Annotated in this window: 18 protein-coding genes; 14 read left to right on the top strand and 4 right to left on the bottom strand. The window is 69.7% G+C overall.

Annotated elements, in window-relative coordinates; translation table 11 throughout:
* Nucleotides 1-777: a fumarylacetoacetate hydrolase family protein gene (locus CEG14_RS11275; RefSeq protein WP_179280585.1), complete on the bottom strand. Its 777-nt coding sequence runs from the start codon at nucleotides 775-777 to the stop codon at nucleotides 1-3.
* Between the two features lie 304 nt (nucleotides 778-1,081).
* Here CEG14_RS11275 and CEG14_RS11270 point away from each other — a divergent pair, with 304 nt between their 5' ends.
* Nucleotides 1,082-1,894, top strand: a complete 813-nt coding sequence (locus CEG14_RS11270) for a glucose 1-dehydrogenase (RefSeq protein WP_094826449.1) — start codon at nucleotides 1,082-1,084, stop codon at nucleotides 1,892-1,894.
* Nucleotides 1,894-3,729 carry a glycoside hydrolase family 15 protein gene (locus CEG14_RS11265; RefSeq protein WP_094826448.1) on the top strand — a complete coding sequence of 612 codons (1,836 nt, stop codon included), beginning with the start codon at nucleotides 1,894-1,896 and terminating at the stop codon, nucleotides 3,727-3,729. The genes CEG14_RS11270 and CEG14_RS11265 overlap by 1 nt, the downstream gene beginning before the upstream one ends.
* A 34-nt stretch (nucleotides 3,730-3,763) precedes the next feature.
* Here CEG14_RS11265 and CEG14_RS11260 read toward each other — a convergent pair whose 3' ends face one another.
* Nucleotides 3,764-4,021, bottom strand: a complete 258-nt coding sequence (locus tag CEG14_RS11260; protein ID WP_094826447.1) for a Nif11-like leader peptide family natural product precursor — start codon at nucleotides 4,019-4,021, stop codon at nucleotides 3,764-3,766.
* A 423-nt stretch (nucleotides 4,022-4,444) separates the two neighbouring features.
* On the opposite strand from CEG14_RS11260, the gene CEG14_RS11255 reads away from it, so the two are divergent.
* Together CEG14_RS11255 and CEG14_RS11250 are read left to right on the top strand one after the other, a co-directional pair.
* Complete coding sequence (locus CEG14_RS11255; RefSeq protein WP_094826446.1) at nucleotides 4,445-6,115, top strand: VRR-NUC domain-containing protein; 1,671 nt, start codon at nucleotides 4,445-4,447, stop codon at nucleotides 6,113-6,115.
* Entirely contained in the window at nucleotides 6,112-8,391 is a 2,280-nt protein-coding gene (locus CEG14_RS11250) for an ATP-dependent DNA helicase (protein WP_094826445.1), read from the top strand. The genes CEG14_RS11255 and CEG14_RS11250 overlap by 4 nt, the downstream gene beginning before the upstream one ends.
* Here the strand turns inward: CEG14_RS11250 and CEG14_RS11245 are convergent.
* Entirely contained in the window at nucleotides 8,388-9,248 is an 861-nt protein-coding gene (locus CEG14_RS11245) for a LysR family transcriptional regulator (RefSeq protein WP_094826444.1), read from the bottom strand. The genes CEG14_RS11250 and CEG14_RS11245 overlap by 4 nt on opposite strands.
* Nucleotides 9,249-9,405: 157 nt before the next feature.
* On the opposite strand from CEG14_RS11245, the gene CEG14_RS11240 reads away from it, so the two are divergent.
* The 7 genes from CEG14_RS11240 (at nucleotide 9,406) to CEG14_RS11210 (ending at nucleotide 16,559) form a co-directional block, all read left to right on the top strand.
* Complete coding sequence (locus CEG14_RS11240; protein WP_094826443.1) at nucleotides 9,406-10,779, top strand: DHA2 family efflux MFS transporter permease subunit; 1,374 nt, start codon at nucleotides 9,406-9,408, stop codon at nucleotides 10,777-10,779.
* Nucleotides 10,780-10,994: 215 nt separating this feature from the next.
* A complete protein-coding gene (locus CEG14_RS11235) occupies nucleotides 10,995-12,200 on the top strand; it encodes an ABC transporter substrate-binding protein (RefSeq protein ID WP_094826442.1) in 1,206 nt (401 codons plus the stop codon).
* A gap of 70 nt (nucleotides 12,201-12,270) precedes the next feature.
* Nucleotides 12,271-14,166 carry an ABC transporter permease gene (locus CEG14_RS11230; protein ID WP_094826441.1) on the top strand — a complete coding sequence of 632 codons (1,896 nt, stop codon included), beginning with the start codon at nucleotides 12,271-12,273 and terminating at the stop codon, nucleotides 14,164-14,166.
* Nucleotides 14,163-14,933, top strand: coding sequence for an ABC transporter ATP-binding protein (locus CEG14_RS11225; RefSeq protein ID WP_094826440.1), 771 nt, complete (start codon nucleotides 14,163-14,165; stop codon nucleotides 14,931-14,933). Before CEG14_RS11230 ends, CEG14_RS11225 begins: the two co-directional genes overlap by 4 nt.
* Entirely contained in the window at nucleotides 14,930-15,688 is a 759-nt protein-coding gene (locus CEG14_RS11220) for an ABC transporter ATP-binding protein (protein WP_094826439.1), read from the top strand. Before CEG14_RS11225 ends, CEG14_RS11220 begins: the two co-directional genes overlap by 4 nt.
* Nucleotides 15,689-15,771: 83 nt before the next feature.
* Nucleotides 15,772-16,206 carry a VOC family protein gene (locus CEG14_RS11215; protein WP_094826438.1) on the top strand — a complete coding sequence of 145 codons (435 nt, stop codon included), beginning with the start codon at nucleotides 15,772-15,774 and terminating at the stop codon, nucleotides 16,204-16,206.
* An 83-nt stretch (nucleotides 16,207-16,289) separates the two neighbouring features.
* Entirely contained in the window at nucleotides 16,290-16,559 is a 270-nt protein-coding gene (locus CEG14_RS11210; protein ID WP_094826437.1) for a DUF1805 domain-containing protein, read from the top strand.
* A gap of 4 nt (nucleotides 16,560-16,563) precedes the next feature.
* Here the strand turns inward: CEG14_RS11210 and CEG14_RS11205 are convergent, their stop codons facing one another.
* Nucleotides 16,564-17,166, bottom strand: coding sequence for a DUF4142 domain-containing protein (locus CEG14_RS11205; protein WP_373454190.1), 603 nt, complete (start codon nucleotides 17,164-17,166; stop codon nucleotides 16,564-16,566).
* Between the two features lie 181 nt (nucleotides 17,167-17,347).
* Between CEG14_RS11205 and galU the strand changes: the two genes are divergently transcribed.
* From galU to CEG14_RS11190, 3 genes are all read left to right on the top strand, one after another.
* On the top strand, nucleotides 17,348-18,244 hold the full coding sequence (gene galU / locus CEG14_RS11200) for a UTP--glucose-1-phosphate uridylyltransferase GalU (protein ID WP_373454189.1): 897 nt from the start codon (nucleotides 17,348-17,350) through the stop codon (nucleotides 18,242-18,244).
* A gap of 666 nt (nucleotides 18,245-18,910) precedes the next feature.
* Nucleotides 18,911-19,627, top strand: a complete 717-nt coding sequence (locus CEG14_RS11195; protein ID WP_094826436.1) for a gluconate 2-dehydrogenase subunit 3 family protein — start codon at nucleotides 18,911-18,913, stop codon at nucleotides 19,625-19,627.
* A gap of 3 nt (nucleotides 19,628-19,630) precedes the next feature.
* The gene (locus CEG14_RS11190; protein ID WP_094826435.1) at nucleotides 19,631-21,406 is read left to right on the top strand and encodes a GMC family oxidoreductase; all 1,776 of its coding nucleotides are present in this window, start codon (nucleotides 19,631-19,633) and stop codon (nucleotides 21,404-21,406) included.
* Nucleotides 21,407-21,411: the final 5 nt, after the last annotated feature.

Genomic DNA, 21,411 nt, shown 5'->3' with positions numbered 1-21,411 from the left:
TCAGCGCACGAAGCGCAGCGCGATCTCGCCCAGCGAGCCGTAGACGATGCGGACTTCGCGATTGGCGGGCACGTCGATGTAGCCGGCATAGGAGCCGGTGATCACGTGCTGGCCGGCGCGCAGGCCCAGGCCCTGGGCGCGCAGGAATTCGGCGATCCAGTAGAGGCCGGCGCGCGGATCGGTGTTGGGGTGCACGCCGTCGTGATCTTCCTGGAGCGTGCCGTCGACATGCACCTCGATCGGCATCTGCGCCGGCGCGGGCGCGTCGATCTCGGGGCCGAGCACCAGGCCCTGGTTGAACATGTGGTCGGCCAGCAGCTCGGGCAGCGGCACGTGCTGCGGCGCGCTGTAGCGGCAGCCCAGCACCTCGAGCGCGAGACGCGCGGCGCCGACGGCGGCATCCACGTCGGCGGGCGCATAGGGCGCCTCGCGCGCGGGCAGGTCGCGTGCGAGTTCGAAGGCGATCTCGGGTTCGATGCGCACCATGGCATCGGCGGCGGGCGCGGTGCCGTGGCGGCTCTGGTGCACGGACGGCGCGTAGATCGGCGCGACCGCGATCTTCTCGGGCGTGGGGACCGCGCTTTTCCAGGCGGCGATGGGCGCGCCTTGCGCCTGCTGCAGTTCGGCCGTGCGCATCTGCACGGCCAGGGCCTGCCCCAAGGTGGCCGGCCGGCAGTGCTCGGGCAGGCGCGGACCAGGCTCGCCGCGATGCCGCGCCGCCAGCAGATAGCGCGCGGCTTCATCGCAGCCGGGGTAGGGTTCGATACGGACTTCCATCAATGCAGACTCCAACATTGCAACGGCCTGGCCGCGCGCTCGTTGCGCGCGCGAACCCTGCCGGCGGGAGTCATAGTGTATGTAAAGTCGCAAGGACGCGTGTTCAGGCGCACGCAAGAATACGGCGTACGCGCGCGGCGTGCGGGCGCTGCGCGCCAGGGTTGCGAAGAGCAAGCGTCATGCCTGGCGCGGCCTGGCGGGCGATGGTTGTGGATTGACGAATGCGCCGCTAAGCTTGAAGAAAAAATAGGGGAGCCTGCCATTCACGGCGCGATGCGCCGGATGTTGCCGCAAGGAGACAGGCATGCCGAAGGTGTTGGAAGGACGAACCGCGCTGGTCACCGGCGCGTCGTCAGGAATCGGTCAGGCGGTGGCCGTGGCGCTGGCGCAGGCCGGTGCGCGCGTCGCCGTCAATCACAGCAGCGGCGGCGAGTCCGCGGCGCGCGCGGCGCGGGTCGCCCAGGACATCGTGCAGGCCGGCGGCCAGGCCATTGCGCTGCAGGCCGACGTGAGCAAGGAAGACGAGGTCCAGGCGCTGTTCGCGCGGGCCGAGGCCGAGCACGGGCCGCTCGACATCCTCGTCAACAACGCGGGCATCGAGCAGCCCTCGGCCATCGAAGACATGACGCTGGCGCAATGGCAGCGCGTGATCGACGTGAATCTCACCGGGCAATTCCTGTGCGCCCGCGAGGCGGCGCGGCGCTTCATCGCGCGCGGCATGCCGCCCGCGGGCGTGCGCGCGCTGGGCACGATGATCTTCATGAGCTCGGTGCACGAAGTGATTCCCTGGGCGTTCCAGGCCAACTACGCCGCCTCCAAGGGCGGCATCAACCTGCTGATGCGCTCGCTGGCGCAGGAGCTCGCGCCGCGCCGCATCCGCGTCAACAGCATCGCGCCCGGCGCCATCCGCACGCCCATCAACCGCGAGGCCTGGGATACGCCGCAGGCCATGAACGACCTGCTCAAGCTGATCCCGTACGGCCGCATCGGCGAGCCCGACGACATCGGCCGCGCCGCGGTCTGGCTCGCCAGCGATGATGCCGACTACGTCACCGGCACCACGCTGTTCGTCGACGGCGGCATGACGCTCTATCCGGAATTCCGGGGGGCGGGCTGATGCAGGCCAATGGCTACCCCAAGCCGCTCGAGGACTACGGTCTGATCGGCAACATGCTGTCGGCCGCGCTGGTGGCGCGCGACGGTTCCATCGACTGGCTCTGTCTGCCGCACTTCAACTCCCCCGCCTGCTTTGCCGCCTTGCTGGGCGATGCCTCGCACGGCCGCTGGCGCATCAGCGCGGCAGAGCCGCAGGCGCGCATCACGCGCCGCTACGTGCCCGACACGGCCGTGCTCGAGACGCGCATCGAGACGGCCACCGGCGTGGCGGTGGTACACGACTTCATGCCGCTCTCCGAAGACGAGGAGAAGGTCGACGTGGTGCGCGTGGTGCGCGGCCTGCGCGGCACGGTGGACATGAGCATGGAGCTGGTGCTGCGCTTCAACTACGGCCAGGCGGTGCCGTGGGTGCGCCGGCGCGACTACGGGCTGAGCGCCATCGCGGGCCCGGATGCGGTCGAGCTCCACACCCCGGTGCCGCTCGACGGGCACGACATGGTGAGCACCGCCGAATTCAGCGTGTGCGCCGACGAGGTCGTGCCGTTCACGCTGTCGTACCACCGCTCGCACAAGACGCCGCATTTCGTGGCCGATCGCATGGAGAGCCTGGAGCGCACCGTGTCGTGGTGGCAGCAATGGGCCCATCGCTGCCGCTGGGAGGGGCCCGATGGCCCCCGGCGCCAGGCGGTGGTGCGCTCGCTCATCACGCTCAAGCTGCTGACGTTCTCGCCGACCGGCGGCATCGTGGCCGCGCCCACCACCTCGCTGCCCGAGGAACTGGGCGGCGAACGCAACTGGGACTACCGCTATTGCTGGCTGCGCGATTCCTCGCTCACGCTCTACGCGCTGCTCAACGCCGGCTATCGCGAAGAGGCCGAGGCCTGGCGGCAGTGGCTGCTGCGCGCCGCGGCCGGCCATCCCGACCAGCTGCACATCATGTATGGCATCGCCGGCGAACGCTGGCTGCCCGAGCACGACGTCCCTTGGCTGCCGGGCTACGCCGGCAGCAAGCCGGTGCGGGTGGGCAACGGTGCCGCCGGCCAGATCCAGCTCGACGTGTATGGCGAGCTGATCGAGACGCTGCACGCGGCGCGCGCGGCCGGGCTGGCGCCGCTGGCCGAGGCCTGGCGGCTGCAGAACGTGTTTCTCAAGCCGCTCGAAAAGATCTGGGACTCGCTCGACCACGGCATCTGGGAGGTGCGCGGGCCCAAGCAGGCCTTCACGCATTCGCGCCTGATGTGCTGGGTGGCGTTCGACCGCGCGATCAAGTCATGCGAGCAATTCGGCCTGCGCGGACCGGTGGCGCGCTGGCGCGCGCTGCGCGAGCGCATCCGCGACGACATCCTCACGCACGGCTTCGACGCCCGCCGCAACACCTTCGTGCAGTACTACGGCGGCGACGGTCTCGACGCGAGCCTGCTGCTGATCCCGCAGGTAGGCTTCCTGCCGCCCGACGATCCGCGCGTGCAGGGCACGGTCGCGGCCATCGAGGGCGAGCTGCTGCAGGGTGGGCTGCTGCGCCGCTACAGCATGGCCAAGACCGACGACGGCCTGGCGGGCGAGGAGGGCGCGTTCCTGGCCTGCAGCTTCTGGCTCGCGGACGCGTATGCGATGCAGGGGCGCCTGGACGATGCCAACGCGATGTTCGAGAGCCTGCTGGGACGGCGCAACGATCTGGGCCTGCTGGCCGAGGAATACGACGTGGCGCGGCGACGGCTGGTGGGCAACTATCCGCAGGGCTTCTCGCACATCGGCCTGGTCAACACGGCCTACAACCTGACCCAGGCCGAAGGGCCGGCGAAGCAACGTGCGAGCCGCGAGGCGCCGCAGGAGTGAAGGGCGTGACGCGGGCGCGGGCGAGGCCGGCGCGTCAGTTGAAGCGCCAGCGCGCCGGCCCGTCGTCGGGCCGGCCGTCGGCGGCGGCCTTGTCGCGCGCCGCCTGGGTGCGCGCCTGCATTTCGACCAGGAACGGCTCGATCCGGAAGGTGATGCCCAGGTCTTCCGCGAGGCGGACCACGCGGGCCGCCGAACTGATGGCGTTGCCGTCGCAAAGCCTTTCGACGCGCTCGCGCAGTTCGCTGTCGCCGGCGGTCATCGAGAGGAGTTTGCGGACGTTCTCTCTGCTCATGTCGTTTCCTGATAGTCGGTGAAAACGGCGTCGGCCCCACCGCGCGTGCCGCGCGGGGGATCGCCCGCGCCCGCGGGATGGCGGGCGCACGGCGAGGGACCGGGCCTTAGCTTACCCGCAACCGTGCGACCTGGGCGTGAAAACAAGGCCGGAATCCGGGCTTTTTCCCCGGCATGAGGCGGGCCTGTGGCGTGATGGCACGCCGCGGCGGCAAATTGTTGCGCGCGCACGCAATTCCTGTCGTGCCGGCCCGCGCGGGTCGGCCGGGGCCGGCAGGGATCAGCGCCGCCGCGCCAGCCCCGCCCCCCGCGCCGACCGCACCCGCGGGGCAGGGGCCGCGGCGTTTTGTTATGATTTGACTGGATATCCATCCAGCACACGCATATCGCCCTGGATCCTGGTTCGACACGGCCCGCCGCCGGCATGTTTCCCGCCCATCGCTACTACTACCTGCACAATTTCCAGCACGCGCTGGACTGGCTGGCCACGCGCTACGCCGATGTGCTGCTGCCCGCCGAACAGGACTTTCTCGCGGCCTTCGCGCAGTTGCCGCAGCCGGCCCGCGCGCTCGCCGTGCGCCTGCTGATGCGGCGGCACCGGGTGTTCCGCGCGGCGCGCCTTCATTACGAAGAGATCGGCGACATCGCCGCGGCCGCCGCGCCGCTGCTGGCGCTGGGCTGGCTGCGCGCCGATCCCGAGCTCGACTGGCCCACGTGGGCCGCGCTGCACACCAAGGAAGAGCTGCTGCGCCGGTATCCGGCGGCGGGCGCGCGCGCGACCTGGCGCAAGGACGCGCTGCTGGCGGCACTGCGCGCCCATCTGGGCGGGCCCGATCTGCGTCCGTGCAGCGCCTGGGGCGCCGCGCCCGGCGAAGCGATCTGGTCGGTGGAGATCGCCGGGCTCGCGGAGCGGCTGCGCCTGATGTTTTTCGGCAACCTCGACCAGAGCTGGTCGGAGTTCGTGCTGGCCGACCTCGGCATCTTCCAATACGAGCCGGTCGCGCTCGACGCGGACACGCGGGCCTTCCGCGACGCCGCCGACCTGGACACCTGGCTCGGCCTGCAGGCGGTGCGCGACAGCCTGGACGCGCCCGAGCCCGCGCCGGCGGCCGAGCTGCATGCGCGCATCGCCGCCTGGCCCTCGTCGGCGCCCTGGCTCGCGCGCAAGCAGGCCAAGACCTGGTTCCGGCTGGGGCAGTGGTGCGAGCGCCGCGCCGACTGGCGCGAGGCCGAACGCGCCTATCGGGCCTCGGCCTATCCCGGCGCGCGGCAGCGACTGATCCGCGTGGTCGAACGCCAGGCGCGCCACGCCGAGGCGCATGCGCTGGCGCTCGCGGCCCTGGCCGACAGCGAGAGCGAGGCCGAACGCCAGCTGGTGGCGCGCATGCTGCCCCGGCTGGCGCGGCAGGCCGAGCAACCCCCGCCGCCGCGCGTGCGCGCCGCGCCGCCCGAGGTCTTCGAGCTGGTGCTGCCCCGGCCGGCGCAGGCGAGCCGCGTCGAATGGGTGGCGCGCGATCATCTGGGCGCGGACGACGCGCCCGTGCATTACGTCGAAAACGGCCTCATCAATTCGCTGTTCGGCCTGCTGTGCTGGGAGGCCATCTTCCATCCGGTGGCGGGCGCCTTCTTTCATCCGTTCCAGCGCGGGCCCGCGGACCTGCACGAGGCCGGTTTCCGCGCCCGCCGCGCCGCCGCGTTCGACGACTGTCTGGGCGCGCTCCGCGACGGCAGCCACCGCGCCCGCATCCTGGCGCGGTTCGACGAAAAGCAGGGCGTGCAGTCTCCGTTCGTGTTCTGGGGCATGTTGCGCCGCGAACTGCTCGAGCAGGCGCTGGCCTGCATCGCGCCGGCGCACCTGGCGCTGTGGTTCGCGCGCCTGCTCGACGATCTCAAGACCAATCGTTCGGGGCTGCCCGACCTGGTGCGCTTCTGGCCCGGCGAGGGCCGCTATGAGCTGATCGAGGTGAAGGGGCCGGGCGACCGGCTGCAGGACAACCAGCTGCGCTGGCTGGCCTATGCGGCCGAGCATGGCCTGCCGGTGCGGGTCTGCCACGTGCGCTGGGCCGAGGCCGACAGCATGGCGGTGTCGCCATGAATCTCGCCGTGGCGGTGCGCACGCTGTGCGATTTCACGGCGCGCGAGGGCGATCTGGATTCGCGCTTCACGCCGGCGCCCACCGCGCTCGAGGGCATGGCGGGCCACGCCGTGATCGCCGCGCGCCGCCCCGCGCACTTCGAACATGAGGTCAGCCTCGACGCCCAGCATGCCGGCCTGACCGTGCGCGGCCGCGCGGACGGCTACGACCCGGTGGCGGCCCGCGTCGAAGAGGTCAAGACCTATCGCGGCGAGCTTTCGGCGCTGCGCGAGAACCAGCGCGCGCTGCATCGTGCCCAGGCCCGCGTCTACGGCCACATGCTGTGCCAATCGCGCGGGCTGGCGCGCCTGACCGTGGCGGTGGTCTATTTCAATCTCGACACCGAGGAAGAATCGGCCGAGGCCGAGACGCTGGACGCCGCGGCGCTGGCGCAGTTCTTCGCGGGCCTGTGCGAGCGCTACGCCGCCTGGGCGGCGCGCGAACGGGCCCACCGCGAGGCCCGCGACGGCGCGCTCGAAGCGCTCGCGTTTCCGTTCGGCGAGATGCGCGCCGGCCAGCGCCAGCTGGCGGTGTCGGTGTATCGCGCCGCGCGCGACGGGCATCCGGTGATGGCGCAGGCGCCCACCGGCGTGGGCAAGACCTTGGGCACGCTGTTCCCGTTGCTCAAGGCCTGCGCCACCCAGGGCCTCGACAAGGTGTTCTTTCTCTCCGCCAAGGGCCCGGGCCATGGCCTGGCGCTGGCGGCGCTGGCCCGGCTCGACGCCGGCCCCGGCAAGGTGCTGCCGCTGCGGGTGGTGGAACTGGTTGCGCGCGAAAAGAGTTGTGCCCATCCCGATCGCGCCTGCCACGGCGAATCGTGTCCGCGGGCCCGCGGCTTCTACGATCGGCTGCCCGAGGCGCGCGCCGAGGCCCTGGCCGAACCCGACGCGGTGCTCGACCGCGCGGCGGTGCGGGCCGTGGCCGACCGGCACGATGTCTGCCCCTACTACCTGGGCCAGGAGCTGGCGCGCTGGGGCGACGTGGTGGTGGGCGACTACAACTACTGGTTCGATTCCAGCGCGATGCTCTATGCCTATACGCAGGCGCATCAATGGCGCGTGGCGGTGGCGGTGGACGAGGCCCACAACCTGCTCGAGCGGGCCCGCCGCATGTACAGCGTCAGCGTGTCGATGGGCGCGGTGCGCGCGGCGCGCACGCTGGCGCCCGTGGCGCTGCGCAAGCCGCTCGACGGGCTGCTGCGCTCGTGGCGCGCGGTGCTGAAGAAGCAGGAGGGCGATTACGCCGCCCACGACATGGTGCCGCCCAATCTGCGCGAGGCGGCGCAGCGCGCCAGCACCGCCTTCGCCGAACACTTCGCCAGCGGGCCGGCCGCGCCCGACGATCCCTTGCTGGGCCTGTACTTCACGCTGCTGCAGTTTGGCCGGCTGGCCGAGAGCTTCGGCAGCCACGCGCTGTTCGACATCACCCGGCGCGACGCGCTCGGCAAGACCGAATCAGACATCTGCATCCGCAACGTGGTGCCGGCGCCTTACCTGGCGGCACGCCATGCGGCCGCGCGCAGCACCGTGCTGTTCTCCGGCACGTTCAGCCCGGCGGGCTTCCATCTCGATACGCTCGGGCTGCCGGCCTCGACCGCCTGGGTCGACGTGGCCGCGCCGTTCTCGGCCGATCAGTTGCGCGTGCAAGTGGTGGGCAATGTGTCGACGCGCTGGCGCGACCGCGGCCAGTCGCTCGCCCCCATCACCGCGCTGATCGCCGAGCAGTACGCCGCGCAGCCCGGCAACTATCTCTGCTTCCTCAGCAGCTTCGATTATCTCGAGCAGATGGTGCAGGCCATGCGCCAGCGCCAGCCCCACGTGCCCCTCTGGCAGCAGGCGCCCGGCATGGACGAGGCCGCCCGCGCGGGATTCCTCGCGCGCTTCACCGAAAGCGGGCAGGGCGTGGGCTTCGCGGTGCTGGGCGGCGCCTTCGCCGAGGGCGTGGACCTGCCGGGCCGGCGCCTGATCGGCGCCTTCATCGCCACGCTCGGCCTGCCGCAGGTCAACCCGGTCAACGAGCGCATCATGGAAACCATGCGCGCGCGCTTCGGCGACGAGTCCGCCTACGACTACACCTACCTCTATCCCGGCCTGCAGAAGGTGGTGCAGGCGGCCGGCCGCGTGATCCGCAGCGAGACCGACACCGGCACGGTGCACCTGATCGACGACCGCTTCCGCCGCGGCAAGGTGCGCGCGCTGCTGCCGGGCTGGTGGCGCGTGGGGGAGCGGCGCGCCTAGACGGTGGTCCAGTCGCCGCGCAGTTCGCTGTCGAGCAGGATCTGCAGCAGGGTTTCCGCGGGCCGGCTCAGGTGCTCGGCGCCCACGGCCACGAATTCCACGTCGGGCAGGGCCGGCAGGGCCGCCGCGTTGGTGGGCGGCGCGAGCCCGCGGCCGCTCATGAACTGCGGCCGCACGGTCAGCCCCAGGCCGCCGCGGGCCGCGGCGCTGCTGCCGGCCTGCGAGCTGCTGGTGCAGACGATGCGCCAGCTCGCGCCCGCCACCGCCAGCGCGTCCAGCACCACGGCGCGCGTCACGCTCGGTTCGGCGGCCAGCACCAGCGGCAGCGGCTGGCCGAGGTCGACCTCGGTGCCGGTGCGGGCGATCCATTGCAGATGGCTGGTGAACAAGCGCGTGCCGCGCGCCTCGCCGGGTCGGCGCTTGCCCACCAGCAGGTCGATCGCGCCGCCGTCGAGCAGCTCGTGCAGGCGGCCGGTCATGGCGATCGTGATCTGCAGCTCCACGTCGGGGTGGGCATTGCGGAACGCGGCCAGGATGCCGGGCAGGGGGCCGAGCGCGATGTCGTCGGAACAGCCGAGCCGCACCCGGCCGCGCAGGCGCGGCGAGCGGAACTGCGACTCGGCGTGCGCCATCGCCTCCAGGATCAGGCGGGCGTGCACCAGCATGGCCTCGCCGTCGGCCGTGAGCGCGACCGAATGCGTGTCGCGCGTGTAGAGGCGCCGGCCCACCGTGTCTTCGAGGCGGCGGATGTGCTCGCTCACGGTGGACTGGGTCAGCCCGAGCTCGCGCCCGGCCTGCGAAAAACTGTGGGCGGTGGCGACCGTGACGAAGGTCTGGAGCCAGACGGGATTGAGCATGGCAGCGGGGGGACACGACAGGTCTATCGGAATTATCGATAGCAGTCAGTGTGCCTAAAGGGGTTCACGATAGGCCTCAGCTTACCTAGAATGACTCCATCGCGCACGACTTATCGCGTGCGACCCCCGAATTCCTTGCCCGGAGCCGCAGTTTTCCATGCCGAAGTCATCCGCCCACACCGCCATGCTATGGACCATAGCGGGCGGTTTTTTCATGCAGGCGCTCGATACGACGATCGTCAACACCGCCTTGCCCTCGATTGCGCGCAGCATGGGGGTATCGGCGCTGGAAATGCATCCGGTGGTGGTGGCCTACACGCTGACCATGGCGCTGCTGACGCCGGCGTCGGGCTGGCTGGCCGACCGCTTCGGCTCGCGCCGGGTCTACTTCGTGTCGATCCTGCTGTTCGTGCTCGGTTCGGTGTTCTGTGCCACCGCGCAGTCGCTGCCGCAACTGGTGGCGGCGCGCGTGCTGCAAGGCGTGGGCGGCGCCATGCTGCTGCCGGTGGGCCGGCTGGCGGTGCTGCGCACCATCCGCGGCGAGGCCTACATCGCCGCGCTGGCGATGATCTCGATCGCGGGCCAGGTCGGCCCCATCCTCGGGCCCACGCTGGGCGGCTGGTTCGTGCAGTCGCTCTCGTGGCACGCCATCTTCCTGATCAACGTGCCCATCGGCGCGCTCGGCCTGCTCGGCGTCTGGAAGTTCATGCCCGACGACAGCCTGCCGCAGGCGCCGCGCTTCGACTGGGTGGGCGGCGGGCTGCTGTCGCTCTGCATGGTGTCGTTCTCGCTGGCGCTCGAAGGCCCACCGGGGCCGCACCGCCTGCTGGTGTCGATGGCGCTGCTGGCCGTGAGCGTGGCGGCCGTGCTGGGTTACGTGGCCCATGCGCGGCGCCACCCGGATCCGCTGTTCCGGCTCGGCCTGTTCCGCGACCACAACTTCTCCACCGGCCTGGTCGGCAATCTGGTGTGCCGCGTGGGCTCGAGCGCGGTGCCGTTCCTGCTGCCGCTGTTGTTGCAGCTGCAACTGGGCTACAGCCCGCTGCACTCCGGCCTGATGATGCTGCCCGCGGCCATCGCCGGCACCTTTGCCAAGGGCTGGATCGCGCCGCTGCTGCGCCGCTTCGGCTACAGCAGCTTCCTGTTCTGGAACACGGTGATCGTCGGCCTGTCGATCGCGGCCTTCGCCAGCTTCTCGGCGGTGACGCCGCTCTGGCTCGAGATCGCGGTGCTGGGCGTGTTCGGCGCCAGCAACTCGATGCAGTTCGCCGCCATGAACGGCGTCACCCTCAAAGGCCTGTCGACCCGCGATGCGGGCAGCGGCAACAGCCTGTTCTCGATGGTGCAGATGCTGGCCATGGGCCTGGGCGTGACCATCGGCGGCGGCCTGGTGTCGGTGTTCGCGGCCCACGGCGACGCCGGCCAGGCCTTCCGCATCGCCTTCGTGGTGGTCGGGCTGGTCACGCTGGCTTCGGCGCTGGTGTTCCGCCGCATCGACAACGAGCCGGTCCAGCAGGCCCAGGCGGCCTGATTCCGGGGGCGGGCAGTCGGTATACTTCGCCATGATCTGCGCGCCGGAGACCTCCGGCGCGCGGCGACCAGAAAGCGAGGCCGCCCGGCCCGAGTCCCCGTTTCCGGTTTTTCCCGGCGCCGCCCCCGCGCGGACGGTGCCAGACGGATCCGCATGGACGTTGCGCCAGGGCAAGGGCCAACATCGAAATTTTTCGGTGTCTGCAAGGGAAAGACATGAACCTCCGCATCCGCTCCATTCCGCTGGCCGGCGCCGCTTGCGCGCTGTTGCTGTGTGCCTCCGCCTGGGCCCAGGGCACCATCAAGATCGGCGAGATCAACAGCTACAAGGCCCAGCCGGCCTTTCTCGAGCCCTACAAGAAAGGCATGCAGCTTGCGCTCGACGAGGTCAATGCCGCCGGTGGCGTCAACGGCAAGAAGCTCGAGCTGGTGGTGCGCGACGACAACGCCAACCCGGGCGACGCGGTGCGCGCCGCCGACGAGCTGCTCTCGCGCGAGCGGGTCGACGTGCTCACCGGCTCGTTCCTGTCGCACATCGGCCTGGCCCTCACCGACTACGCGCGCCAGAAAAAGGTGTTCTTCCTGGCGAGCGAGCCGCTGACCGACAAGATCGTCTGGCACGACGGCAACCGCTATACGTACCGCCTGCGCACCTCCACCTACATGCAGGTGGCGATGCTGGTGCCCGAGGCGGTCAAGCTCAACAAGAAGCGCTGGGCCATCGTCTATCCCAACTATGAATACGGCCAGTCGGCCGTGGCCACCTTCAAGACGCTGATGAAGGCCGCGCAGCCCGACGTGGAGTTCGTGGCCGAGCAGGCCACGCCACTCGGCAAGGTCGACGCGGGCAGCGTGGTGCAGGCCCTGGCCGATGCCAGGCCCGACGCCATCTTCAACGTGCTGTTCGCCACCGACGTGACCAAGTTCGTGCGCGAGGGCAACACGCGCGGCCTGTTCAAGAACACCGCCGTGGTCAGCGTGCTCACCGGCGAACCCGAGTATCTCGACACCTTCCGCGACGAGACCCCGGAGGGCTGGATCGTCACCGGCTACCCCTGGCAGTTCATCGACACCCCCGAGCACCAGGCCTTTCTCAAGGCCTACCAGGCCAAGTTCAACGACTACCCGCGGCTGGGCTCGGTGGTGGGCTACAGCACCATCAAGTCGCTGGCCGAAGGCATCCGGAAGGCGGGCTCGACCGACACCGAGGCGCTGATCAAGGCCTTCGCGGGCCTCAAGCTCACGATTCCGTTCGGCGACATCGAATACCGCGAGATCGATCATCAGTCGACCATGGGCGCCTACGTGGGCAAGCTCGCCTCGAAAGACGGCAAGGGTGTGATGATCGACATCCGCTACGTCGACGGCGCCAAGGTGCAGCCCTCCGACGACGAAGTGCGCAAGCTGCGCCGGGCCCCGTGACGCCGCTGCGCACGGGCGCGCCCGTCCACGCCGCGCGGCCGGCCTCGTCACGCTGCCGGTGCCTGCCCGAATGGATCTGACGGGTTTCCTGGCCCAGCTGCTCAACGGCCTGGCGGAGGCCTCGTCGCTGTTCCTGGTGGCGGCGGGCCTGTCGCTCATCTTCGGCGTGACGCGCATCGTCAACTTCGCGCACGGCTCGCTCTACATGCTGGGCGTGTACCTCGCCTACACGCTGGTCGAGCGGCTGGGCGCGGGGGCGGCCGGCTTCTGGTTCGGCCTGATGGCGGCCGCGCTGATCGTGGGCGCGCTGGGCGCGGCCATCGAGGTGGTGCTCCTGCGACGCATCTACAAGGCGCCCGAGCTGTTCCAGCTGCTCGCCACCTTCGCGCTGGTGCTCATCATCAACGACGCCACGCTGTGGCTGTGGGGCGCGGAAGACCAGCTCGGCCGCCGCGCGCCGGGCCTGGGCGGCGCGATCGACCTGTTCGGACGCGCCTATCCCACCTACAACCTCGTGCTGATCGCGGTCGGGCCGCTGGTGCTGGGCCTGCTGTGGCTGGCGCTCACGCGCACCCGCTGGGGCATGCTGGTGCGGGCGGCCACGCAGGATCGCGAGATGCTCGGCGCCCTGGGCGTGAACCAGGCCTGGCTCTTCACCGGGGTGTTCGCGCTGGGCGCGATGCTGGCCGGCCTGGGCGGCGCGCTGCAGCTGCCGCGCGAGCCCGCCAGCCTGAGCCTGGACCTGCGCACCATCGGCGACGCGTTCGTGATCGTGGTGGTGGGCGGCATGGGCTCGATCCCGGGCGCGTACGTCGCGGCGCTGATCGTGGCGCAGATCAAGGCGCTCTGCGTCTTCCTGGGCAATGTCTCTCTGTTCGGCATCGAGGTGTCGTTCTCCCGGCTCACGCTGGTGGTCGAGTTCCTGGTCATGGCGCTGGTGCTGGTGTTCCGGCCGTGGGGCCTGTTCGGCCGGCCGCAGTCGGCCAGCCGCAGCGCGGCGCCCGCCGAGCCGCCGTTGCGCCCTGCCGGGCGCGGCGCGCGCCTGGCGGTGATGGGCCTGCTCGCGCTGTTGGCGCTGCTGCCGCTGGCCGAAAGCCTGCTGCCCTATGCGGTGGTGCTGGCGCAGGACATCCTGATCCTCGTGCTGTTCGCGGTCAGCCTGCACCTGCTGATGGGGCCGGGCGGCATGCATTCGTTCGGCCATGCCGCCTATTTCGGCCTCGGTGCCTATGGCGCGGCGCTGTTGCTCAAGACTGCGGCCCTGCCCATGGCGGCCACGCTGCTGCTCGGGCCGCTGGCCGGCGCGCTCGGCGCGCTGGTGTTCGGCTGGTTCTGCGTGCGGCTGTCGGGCGTCTACCTGGCGATGCTGACGCTGGCCTTCGCGCAGATCGTGTGGTCGGTGGTGTTCCAGTGGGATGGCGTCACGGGCGGATCGAACGGCATCATCGGCATCTGGCCCGCCGACTGGCTCTCCGGCAATGCCTATTACTACGCCGTGCTGCTGCTCACCACGCTGGCGCTCCTGGCCGTGCGCCGCCTCGTGTTCGCGCCGTTCGGCCTGGCGCTGCGTGCCGGCCGCGATTCGCCGCTGCGCGCCGATGCGGTCGGCATCGACGTCAAGCGCGTGCAGTGGGCCGCCTTCACGCTGGCGGGGCTGTTCGCGGGGCTGGCCGGGTCGCTCTATGTGTATTCCAAGGGCAGCATCTCGCCCGACGCGCTGGGCGTGGGCAAGTCGATCGACGGCCTGGTCATGGTGCTGCTGGGCGGGATCCAGGCCCTGGCCGGCCCGGTCGTCGGCGCGGCCACGTTCGGCCTGCTGCAGGATTACGCGCTGCGCGCCACCGAGTACTGGCGCGCGCTGTTCGGCGGCGTGATCCTGTTGCTGGTGCTGGCCTTTCCGCAGGGCATCGCCGGGTTCTTCCGCCTGCGCTGGCCGCGGCGCGGCGCGGACGGGGAGGGCGCATGAGTCTGTTGCAGGTCAGGCATCTTTCCAAGGCCTTCGGCGGCGTGGCCGCGGTCGACGACGTCAGCTTCGATGTCGCGCCCGGCGAGCTGCTCGCCCTGATCGGGCCCAATGGCGCCGGCAAGTCCACCACCTTCAACATGGTCAATGGCCAGCTGGCCGCCAGCGCTGGCTCCGTGCGCCTGGACGGCCACGAGCTGCTGGGCCGCAAGCCGCGCGCCATCTGGCGCCTGGGCGTGGGCCGCACCTTCCAGATCGCCGCCACCTTCGCCTCGCTCACGGTGCTGGAGAACGTGCAGATGGCCTTGCTTTCCCACCACGGCCGCACCTATGCCTTGCTGCGGCGTGCGGCGGGGCAGTACCGCGACGCGGCCATGGCGCTGCTCGAGCAGGTCGGCATGCAGGCGCAGGCCGCGCGGCCGTGCAGCGAGCTGGCCTATGGCGACATCAAGCGGGTGGAGCTGGCGATGGCGCTGGCCAACGCCCCCCGCCTGCTCCTGATGGACGAGCCCACCGCCGGCATGGCGCCGGCCGAGCGCCACGCGCTCATGGCGCTCATCAAGCGGCTGGTGGTCGAACGCGGCATGGCGGTGCTCTTCACCGAACACAGCATGGACGTGGTGTTCGCCTACGCCGATCGCATCATCGTGCTGGCGCGCGGCAGGCTGATCGCCGAGGGCGACGCGCAGCAGGTGCGCAACGATCCGCAGGTGCAGGCGGTGTATTTCGGCACGGGCAAGACCTTCGAGACCCCGGCGGGGCCGGCATGAGCGCAACCCGACCCGATACCCCCGCCGTGCCGGCGCCGCTGCTCGCGGTGCGCGGGCTCCACGCCTGGTACGGCGCGGCCCACATCCTGTTCGGCCTCGACCTCGACGTGGGACGCGGCGAGGTGGTGGCGCTGATGGGCCGCAACGGCGCGGGCAAGTCCACCACCTTCAAGGCCATCATGGGCCTGCTGGCGCGCCGGCAGGGCTCGGTGCGCTTCCTGGGCCATGACCTGATGCGGCGCCAGCCGCACGAGGTGGCGCGGCTGGGCCTGGGCTATGTGCCCGAAGACCGCCGCATCTTCACCGATCTCACGGTGGCCGAGAATCTCGAGGTGGGGCGCCAGCCGCCGCGCCGGTGGCCGGACGGCACGCCCGCGCGCCACTGGCAGCCGGAGGCGCTCTATCGGCTCTTTCCCAACCTGGGTGCGATGCAGGAACGGCCCGGCGGCCAGATGAGCGGCGGCGAACAACAGATGCTCACGGTGGCACGCACGCTGATGGGCAATCCCTTGCTGGTGCTGCTCGACGAGCCCTCCGAAGGCGTCGCGCCGCTGATCGTGGAACAGATGGCGCAGATGATCCTCGAGCTCAAGGCGCAGGGGGCCAGCATTCTGCTGTCCGAGCAAAACCTGCACTTCGCGGCGCTGGTGGCCGACCGGGCCTACGTGCTGGAGAAGGGCCAGATCCGCTACCACGGCACCATGGCCGAGCTGCGCGCCGACGAGGCGGCGCGGCGGGCCTACCTGAGCGTCTGAGCCGCAGGCCTGCCGCCACCGCGCCGCACGGCAGCGGTTACGATGGCGGATGGACCGGCGCGGGGCCGGCAAGGGAGACAGACATGGAAACGCAGTCGTTGCATCGCGGTCGCCTTATCGACCATATCCAACTGGTGGTACGAGACCTGCCGGCCAGCCGGCGCTTCTATGCCGCCGTCTGCGAGGCACTGGCCGTGCCCTGGGGCGGGGACGGTCCGGATTTCTTCTGGATCGATGAGTTGTTCGTGTCTAGCGTGGACAGCGCGGCGGCCTGCGGCGTGCTCACGGGACGCCACCATCTCGCGTTCCAGGCGCGCGATACCGCCATGGTCGAGGCCTTTCATCGCGCCGCGCTGGCGGCGGGCGGACGCGACAATGGCGCGCCCGGCGAGCGGCCGTATCACCCGGGCTACTACGGCGCCTTCGTGCTCGACCCCGACGGCAACAACATCGAGGCGGTGTTCCACGGGTCCGCGCATCGCAGCGCGGCATCGGTGGAAATCACGTTCGAATCGTAGGGCGTCAATCCGCGCCGGTGCGCGCTGGCTTATCATCCGGCTTTGCGCCGCGCGTCGCGGCGCCGATCCTGGAGCGTTTCACCATGTCCGTCGATTTCGCCGCCTTCAAGCAAGTCCGTATCGAACTCAAGCGTCCGCTGCTGATGCTGGTGGGCGGCAAGGGCATCCTGGCTTGCGGCTATCTGAACCCCGTCACCTTCGACAAGACCGGCGAGGCCATCGCTATCGTGTCGGGCGTCAACGATTTCGACGACATGCGCACCACCGCCATTTCCGCGGTGTCGGCCGCCGCGGCCGCGCTCGGCGTGACGCCGGGCATGACCGGCGAGGAAGCGCTGGCGCGCTTCGCCTGATCGCTCACTTGCCGCCGCCGACCTTGCTCTGCAGGGCCCGGGAGGCGGTCAGGTGTTCCTTGAGCGCCGGCAGCGTCTTGGCGGCGAAGGCCTTGACGTCGGGGTCCTTCGCCTCCTCGCTGGCCTTGCGGAACAGCGTGACGGCGTCTTCGTGGGCGGTCACGCCCACCATCTCGGCGTAGCGCTTGTCGAAGCCGTCGTCGCTCATGTCCAGCGTCTTGAGCTTGGCCTGTTGCATCAGCGAGGGGCCGCTCGGCGCGTCGTAGCCTTTCTGCTTGGCCAGCGCCGCGAGCGCCGCGCCCACCTTGCCGTGCTCGTCGATCATCTTCTGCGCGAAGGTCTTGACGTCCGCGTTGCCCGACTTTTCCAGCGCGAGCTTGCTGCCCTCGATCTCGAAGTGGCCCGACTGCGCCGCGTTCTCCAGGAAGTCCTTGTCGGCGCCCGCCAGTTCGCCCATCGCCTTGTCGTGTTGCGCGCTGACGGCGCCGCCGGCCGGCGCGGCGGTCTGCTGGGCCTGCGTGGGCATGGCCCAGGCCAGCACGCCCGCGGTGGCGAGCGACAGGGCGAGCAGGCGGAGGGGGGCGTGGGTGCGGGTGATGGGTTGCATGGGGTCTCCTCGGGAGCCCGGGGCGGGCTCGATGCGGTCACCCTTAGCAACCGCCATGCCCGGGCACGGAAATTGCGGCAGTGCAGCGTCGGCAGTGCCCAGGTGGGCAAGGCTGCCGGCCACCGCGGCCCGTTGCGTTCACAACCGTCGGTGCTTTCATCGAACGCTTCTGGAGTTTTCGATGTCCATGGATCATCCGGGCGCCGTGCGCGCCGATCGCGGCGCCAAGCCCCTGCCGGCGGTGCGCAAGGCCGTATTCCCGGTCGCGGGTCTGGGCACCCGTTTTTTGCCGGCCACCAAGGCCATGCCCAAGGAAATGCTGCCGGTGGTCGACAAGCCCCTGATTCAGTATGCGGTCGAAGAGGCCGTGGCCGCCGGCATTACCGAACTGATCTTCATCACCGGCCGCAACAAGCGGCCGATCGAGGATCACTTCGACCGTGTGCCCGAGCTCGAGGCCACGCTGGAATCGAAGAACAAGACCGAGCTGCTCGAGACCGTGCGCAGTGTGCTGCCCGACCACGTCAACTGCGTCTACACGCGCCAGTCGGCGCCGCTGGGCCTGGGCCACGCGGTGCTGTGTGCGGAAGCCATCGTCGGCAACGAGCCCTTCGTGGTGCTACTGGCCGACGACCTGATCGATGCCGACACGCCGGTGACGGCGCAGATGGTCGAGGTGGCGCGCAAGCAGGGCGGCAGCGTGCTCGCCGTGCAGCCGGTCAAGCCCGAGCACACCGATCGCTATGGCATCGTGTCGGGCCAGATGCGCGACGAGCGCCTGATGCAGGTCAGCGGCATCGTGGAAAAGCCCGCGCCGCGCGACGCGCCGTCGCGCCTGGGCGTGGTGGGGCGCTATGTGCTGGAGCCCGAGATCTTCACCTACCTGCGCCAGACCCAGGCCGGGGTGGGCGGCGAGATCCAGCTCACCGATGCGATCGCCGCCATGCTGAAGGACCGCGCCGTGTTCGGCTATCAGTACGAGGGCGAGCGCTACGACTGCGGCAGCAAGGCGGGCTTTTACCGCGCCAACGTGGAGCTGGGCCGCAAGTATCACCAGCTCGACACGGCCGAGGAGTGAGCCACGCGTGCGGCGCATGGACGTCAGGCTTGAGTAAGGTGTGTTGCTTTTGCGCCGCACCACAACGGACCGAAAAGCACCGCAAGAGGGCGCCAGGGCACACCTGGCGCCCTTTTTTGATGCGGCTTGAGACGCGCAGGCGGCAGGCATCGTGATCGCGCGCGTTGCGCGGCACCCGCGCCCGACCCAGACGCCGCGCTGCAGGGCTGCACGTCGCACGCAACCTTGCCGGGCGCGATTCGATGCGCCCGCAACTAACTGAAAACGCGGATGAAAGTGCGGCGTTTCGGCGGGTGGCGCTGCCGCCGTCGGCACGCCGCGCGGCGGGCGGGCGGCGCGTGCGGGCCCGCAGCGGCAGGTCCGCTCGGCGCCCGCGGCCTGCGCACGGCCGCCGGCGCAGCCTGACAGCCGCGTTAAACCTGTGATGAGAGTAGGGGATTGCCCCGGATAGTCCGAGCGATCTACTCGGGTAAATGAGCTGCCCGGTGAGCGAAGCGCATAATCGCTCGGGCTATCCCGACTAGGGATTGCATCAGCTTGCCGAATGCAGGGCTTCGTGCCGCGCGGAAGGCAGTGCGTGTTGTCACCAGCTCGGCGGTTCGTGTTTCCGGCATTGCATGTTCGAGTTCGAGCAGTGACAGCTAGGAAAAATCACGGAGAAGTCACATGACAGAAGACACGCGGCCGCGCAGGCGTTTCCTGCAGCAGGCTGTAGCGCTGGTTCCTGCCACGACCCTCGCGGGCGGCATGGTCGTCTCGCAGACGGCCTGTAGCAGCGATGCGGACAGAAAGGCCCAGAACAAGCCCTACACGCCCACGTATTTCAACCAGGAAGAGTGGGCATTCATCAATGCCGCGGTGGATCACCTCATCCCCGCCGACGACCTGGGCCCCGGCGCCGTGGCCGCGGGCGTGCCCGAGTTCATCGACCGCCAGATGGAAGACCCCTACGGTCACGGCAAGCTCTGGTACATGGAAGGTCCGTTCAATACCGAGCAGCGCCCGGAGATGGGCTACCAGCTCGACCAGACCCCGCGCGACATCTACCGCAACGGCATCGCCGGCCTGAACGCCTGGAGCCGCCAGACGCACGGCAAGGTCTACGCCGAGCTCGACAAGACGCTGCAGGAGCAGATCCTGCACGACCTGCAGGGCAACAAGATCAAGCTCGACAAGGTCCCCGCCACCACCTTCTTCAGCTACCTGCTGGCCAACACCAAGGAAGGCTTCTTCGCCGACCCGATGTATGGCGGCAACAAGGGCATGGTGGGTTGGAAGCTCGTGGGCTTCCCGGGCGCGCGCGGCGACTTCATGGACTGGGTCGACCAGCCCAACGCGAAGTACCCGTACGGCCCCGTGTCGATCTCCGGCGAGAAGGGTTGAACGATGGCAATCAAAAAAGACAAAGTGGATGTGGTGCTGGTCGGTTTCGGCTGGACCGGCGCCATCCTGGGTCAGGAACTGACCGATGCGGGCATGCACGTGCTGGCGCTGGAGCGCGGCCACATGCAGGACACCCCGACCGACGCCGAGTATCCCAAGGTGCTCGACGAGCTGGCGTACTCGGTGCGCGGCAAGCTCTACCAGGACCTGTCCAAGGAAACCGTGACGATCCGCCACGGCGTCAATGACACCGCGGTGCCGTATCGCCAGCACGGCTCCTTCCTGCTGGGCAACGGCGTGGGCGGCGCGGGCTTCCACTGGAACGGCATGCACTACCGCGTGCTGCCCGAAGAGCTGGAACTGCGCACGCGCTACGAAACGCGCTACGGCAAGAAGTTCATCCCCGAAGGCATGAACCTGCAGGACTTCGGCGTCACGTACGACGAGCTGGAGCCGCACTTCACGCACTTCGAGGACGTGTGCGGCACGTCCGGCAAGGCCGGCAACATCCAGGGCAAGATCGTCGAGGGCGGCAACCCGCTCGAAGGCCGCCGCAGCAAGGAATACCCGCTGGCCCCGCTGGCCAACACGCTGGGTGCCCAGCTGTTCGAGAAGGCCGCGCGCGAAGCCGGCTTCAATCCCTACCCGGCGCCCGCGTCCAACGCCTCGGGTCCGTACACCAACCCCTACGGCGTGCGCTTGGGCCCCTGTAATTTCTGTGGTTTCTGCGAAAACTACGGCTGCTACATGTATTCGAAGGCCTCGCCGCAGACCACCATCCTGCCGGTGCTGCTGAAGAAGCCCAACTTCGAACTGCGCACCCGCTCGCACGTCATCAAGGTCAACCTCGACTCCACCGGCAAGAAGGCCGTGGGCGTGACCTACATCGACGAGAAGGGCCAGGAGATCGAGCAGCCCGCCGACCTGGTGCTGCTGACCGCCTACCAGATGCACAACGTGCGCCTGCTGCTGCTCTCGGGCATCGGCAAGCCCTACGATCCCAAGACCGGCGAAGGCACGGTGGGCAAGAACTACGCCTACCAGATGAACGGCGCGGTCAACGTGCTGCTGCCCAAGGGCACGCAGCTCAACCCGTTCGTGGGCACCGGCGCCGGCGGCGTCGGCATGGACGACCTCAATGGCGACCAGTTCGACCACGGCCCGCTCGGCTTCATCGGCGGCGCCAGCATCCGTCACGTGCGCTACGGCGGCCGTCCCATCAAGCAGACCCCGACCACGCCGGGCGCGGCCAGCTGGGGTTCGGGCTGGAAGGCCAACGTGCAGGACACCTACCAGCGCTACATGACGATCGGCATCTCCGGCTCGGTGCAGTCGTACAACGACGCCTACCTGTCGCTGGACCCGACCTACAAGGACGCCTACGGCCAGCCGCTGCTGCGCATGACGTTCGACTGGCACGACAACGAGTTTGCGATGCTCGACTACATGGGCAAGCGCATGGAGGAAGTCGGCAAGAACATCAAGCACGAGAAGGTGTTCGTCGCCACCCGCAAGAAGGGTGCGCACTACGACACGCGCCTGTACCAGAGCACGCACAACACGGGCGGCGCCATCATGGGCTCGAACCCGCGCGAGAGCGTGGTCAACAAGTACCTGCAGAGCTGGGACGTGCCGAACGTGTTCGTGATGGGCGCCTGCGCCTTCCCGCAGAACATGGGCTACAACCCCACCGGCCTGGTCGGCGCGCTGGCCTATTGGGCCGCCAAGGCGATCCGGGAGCAGTATCTGAAGAACCCCGGTCCGCTGGTCCAGGCTTGAGGAGG

Origin of the sequence: Bordetella genomosp. 1 (assembly GCF_002261335.1) — a bacterium.
Lineage (GTDB): Bacteria > Pseudomonadota > Gammaproteobacteria > Burkholderiales > Burkholderiaceae_B > Bordetella.
The sequence above is the reverse complement of the archived record's forward strand: the minus strand, read 5'-3'. Positions and strand labels throughout refer to the sequence as shown.

Bases quoted from the DNA above. Each gene is read 5' to 3' on its own strand.
- CEG14_RS11275 (WP_179280585.1), bottom strand. From the start codon at position 777: ATGGAAGTCCGTATCGAACCCTACCCCGGCTGCGATGAAGCCGCGCGC.
- CEG14_RS11270 (WP_094826449.1), top strand. From the start codon at position 1,082: ATGCCGAAGGTGTTGGAAGGACGAACCGCGCTGGTCACCGGCGCGTCG.
- CEG14_RS11265 (WP_094826448.1), top strand. From the start codon at position 1,894: ATGCAGGCCAATGGCTACCCCAAGCCGCTCGAGGACTACGGTCTGATC.
- CEG14_RS11260 (WP_094826447.1), bottom strand. From the start codon at position 4,021: ATGAGCAGAGAGAACGTCCGCAAACTCCTCTCGATGACCGCCGGCGAC.
- CEG14_RS11255 (WP_094826446.1), top strand. From the start codon at position 4,445: ATGTTTCCCGCCCATCGCTACTACTACCTGCACAATTTCCAGCACGCG.
- CEG14_RS11250 (WP_094826445.1), top strand. From the start codon at position 6,112: ATGAATCTCGCCGTGGCGGTGCGCACGCTGTGCGATTTCACGGCGCGC.
- CEG14_RS11245 (WP_094826444.1), bottom strand. From the start codon at position 9,248: ATGCTCAATCCCGTCTGGCTCCAGACCTTCGTCACGGTCGCCACCGCC.
- CEG14_RS11240 (WP_094826443.1), top strand. From the start codon at position 9,406: ATGCCGAAGTCATCCGCCCACACCGCCATGCTATGGACCATAGCGGGC.
- CEG14_RS11235 (WP_094826442.1), top strand. From the start codon at position 10,995: ATGAACCTCCGCATCCGCTCCATTCCGCTGGCCGGCGCCGCTTGCGCG.
- CEG14_RS11230 (WP_094826441.1), top strand. From the start codon at position 12,271: ATGGATCTGACGGGTTTCCTGGCCCAGCTGCTCAACGGCCTGGCGGAG.
- CEG14_RS11225 (WP_094826440.1), top strand. From the start codon at position 14,163: ATGAGTCTGTTGCAGGTCAGGCATCTTTCCAAGGCCTTCGGCGGCGTG.
- CEG14_RS11220 (WP_094826439.1), top strand. From the start codon at position 14,930: ATGAGCGCAACCCGACCCGATACCCCCGCCGTGCCGGCGCCGCTGCTC.
- CEG14_RS11215 (WP_094826438.1), top strand. From the start codon at position 15,772: ATGGAAACGCAGTCGTTGCATCGCGGTCGCCTTATCGACCATATCCAA.
- CEG14_RS11210 (WP_094826437.1), top strand. From the start codon at position 16,290: ATGTCCGTCGATTTCGCCGCCTTCAAGCAAGTCCGTATCGAACTCAAG.
- CEG14_RS11205 (WP_373454190.1), bottom strand. From the start codon at position 17,166: ATGCAACCCATCACCCGCACCCACGCCCCCCTCCGCCTGCTCGCCCTG.
- galU (WP_373454189.1), top strand. From the start codon at position 17,348: ATGTCCATGGATCATCCGGGCGCCGTGCGCGCCGATCGCGGCGCCAAG.
- CEG14_RS11195 (WP_094826436.1), top strand. From the start codon at position 18,911: ATGACAGAAGACACGCGGCCGCGCAGGCGTTTCCTGCAGCAGGCTGTA.
- CEG14_RS11190 (WP_094826435.1), top strand. From the start codon at position 19,631: ATGGCAATCAAAAAAGACAAAGTGGATGTGGTGCTGGTCGGTTTCGGC.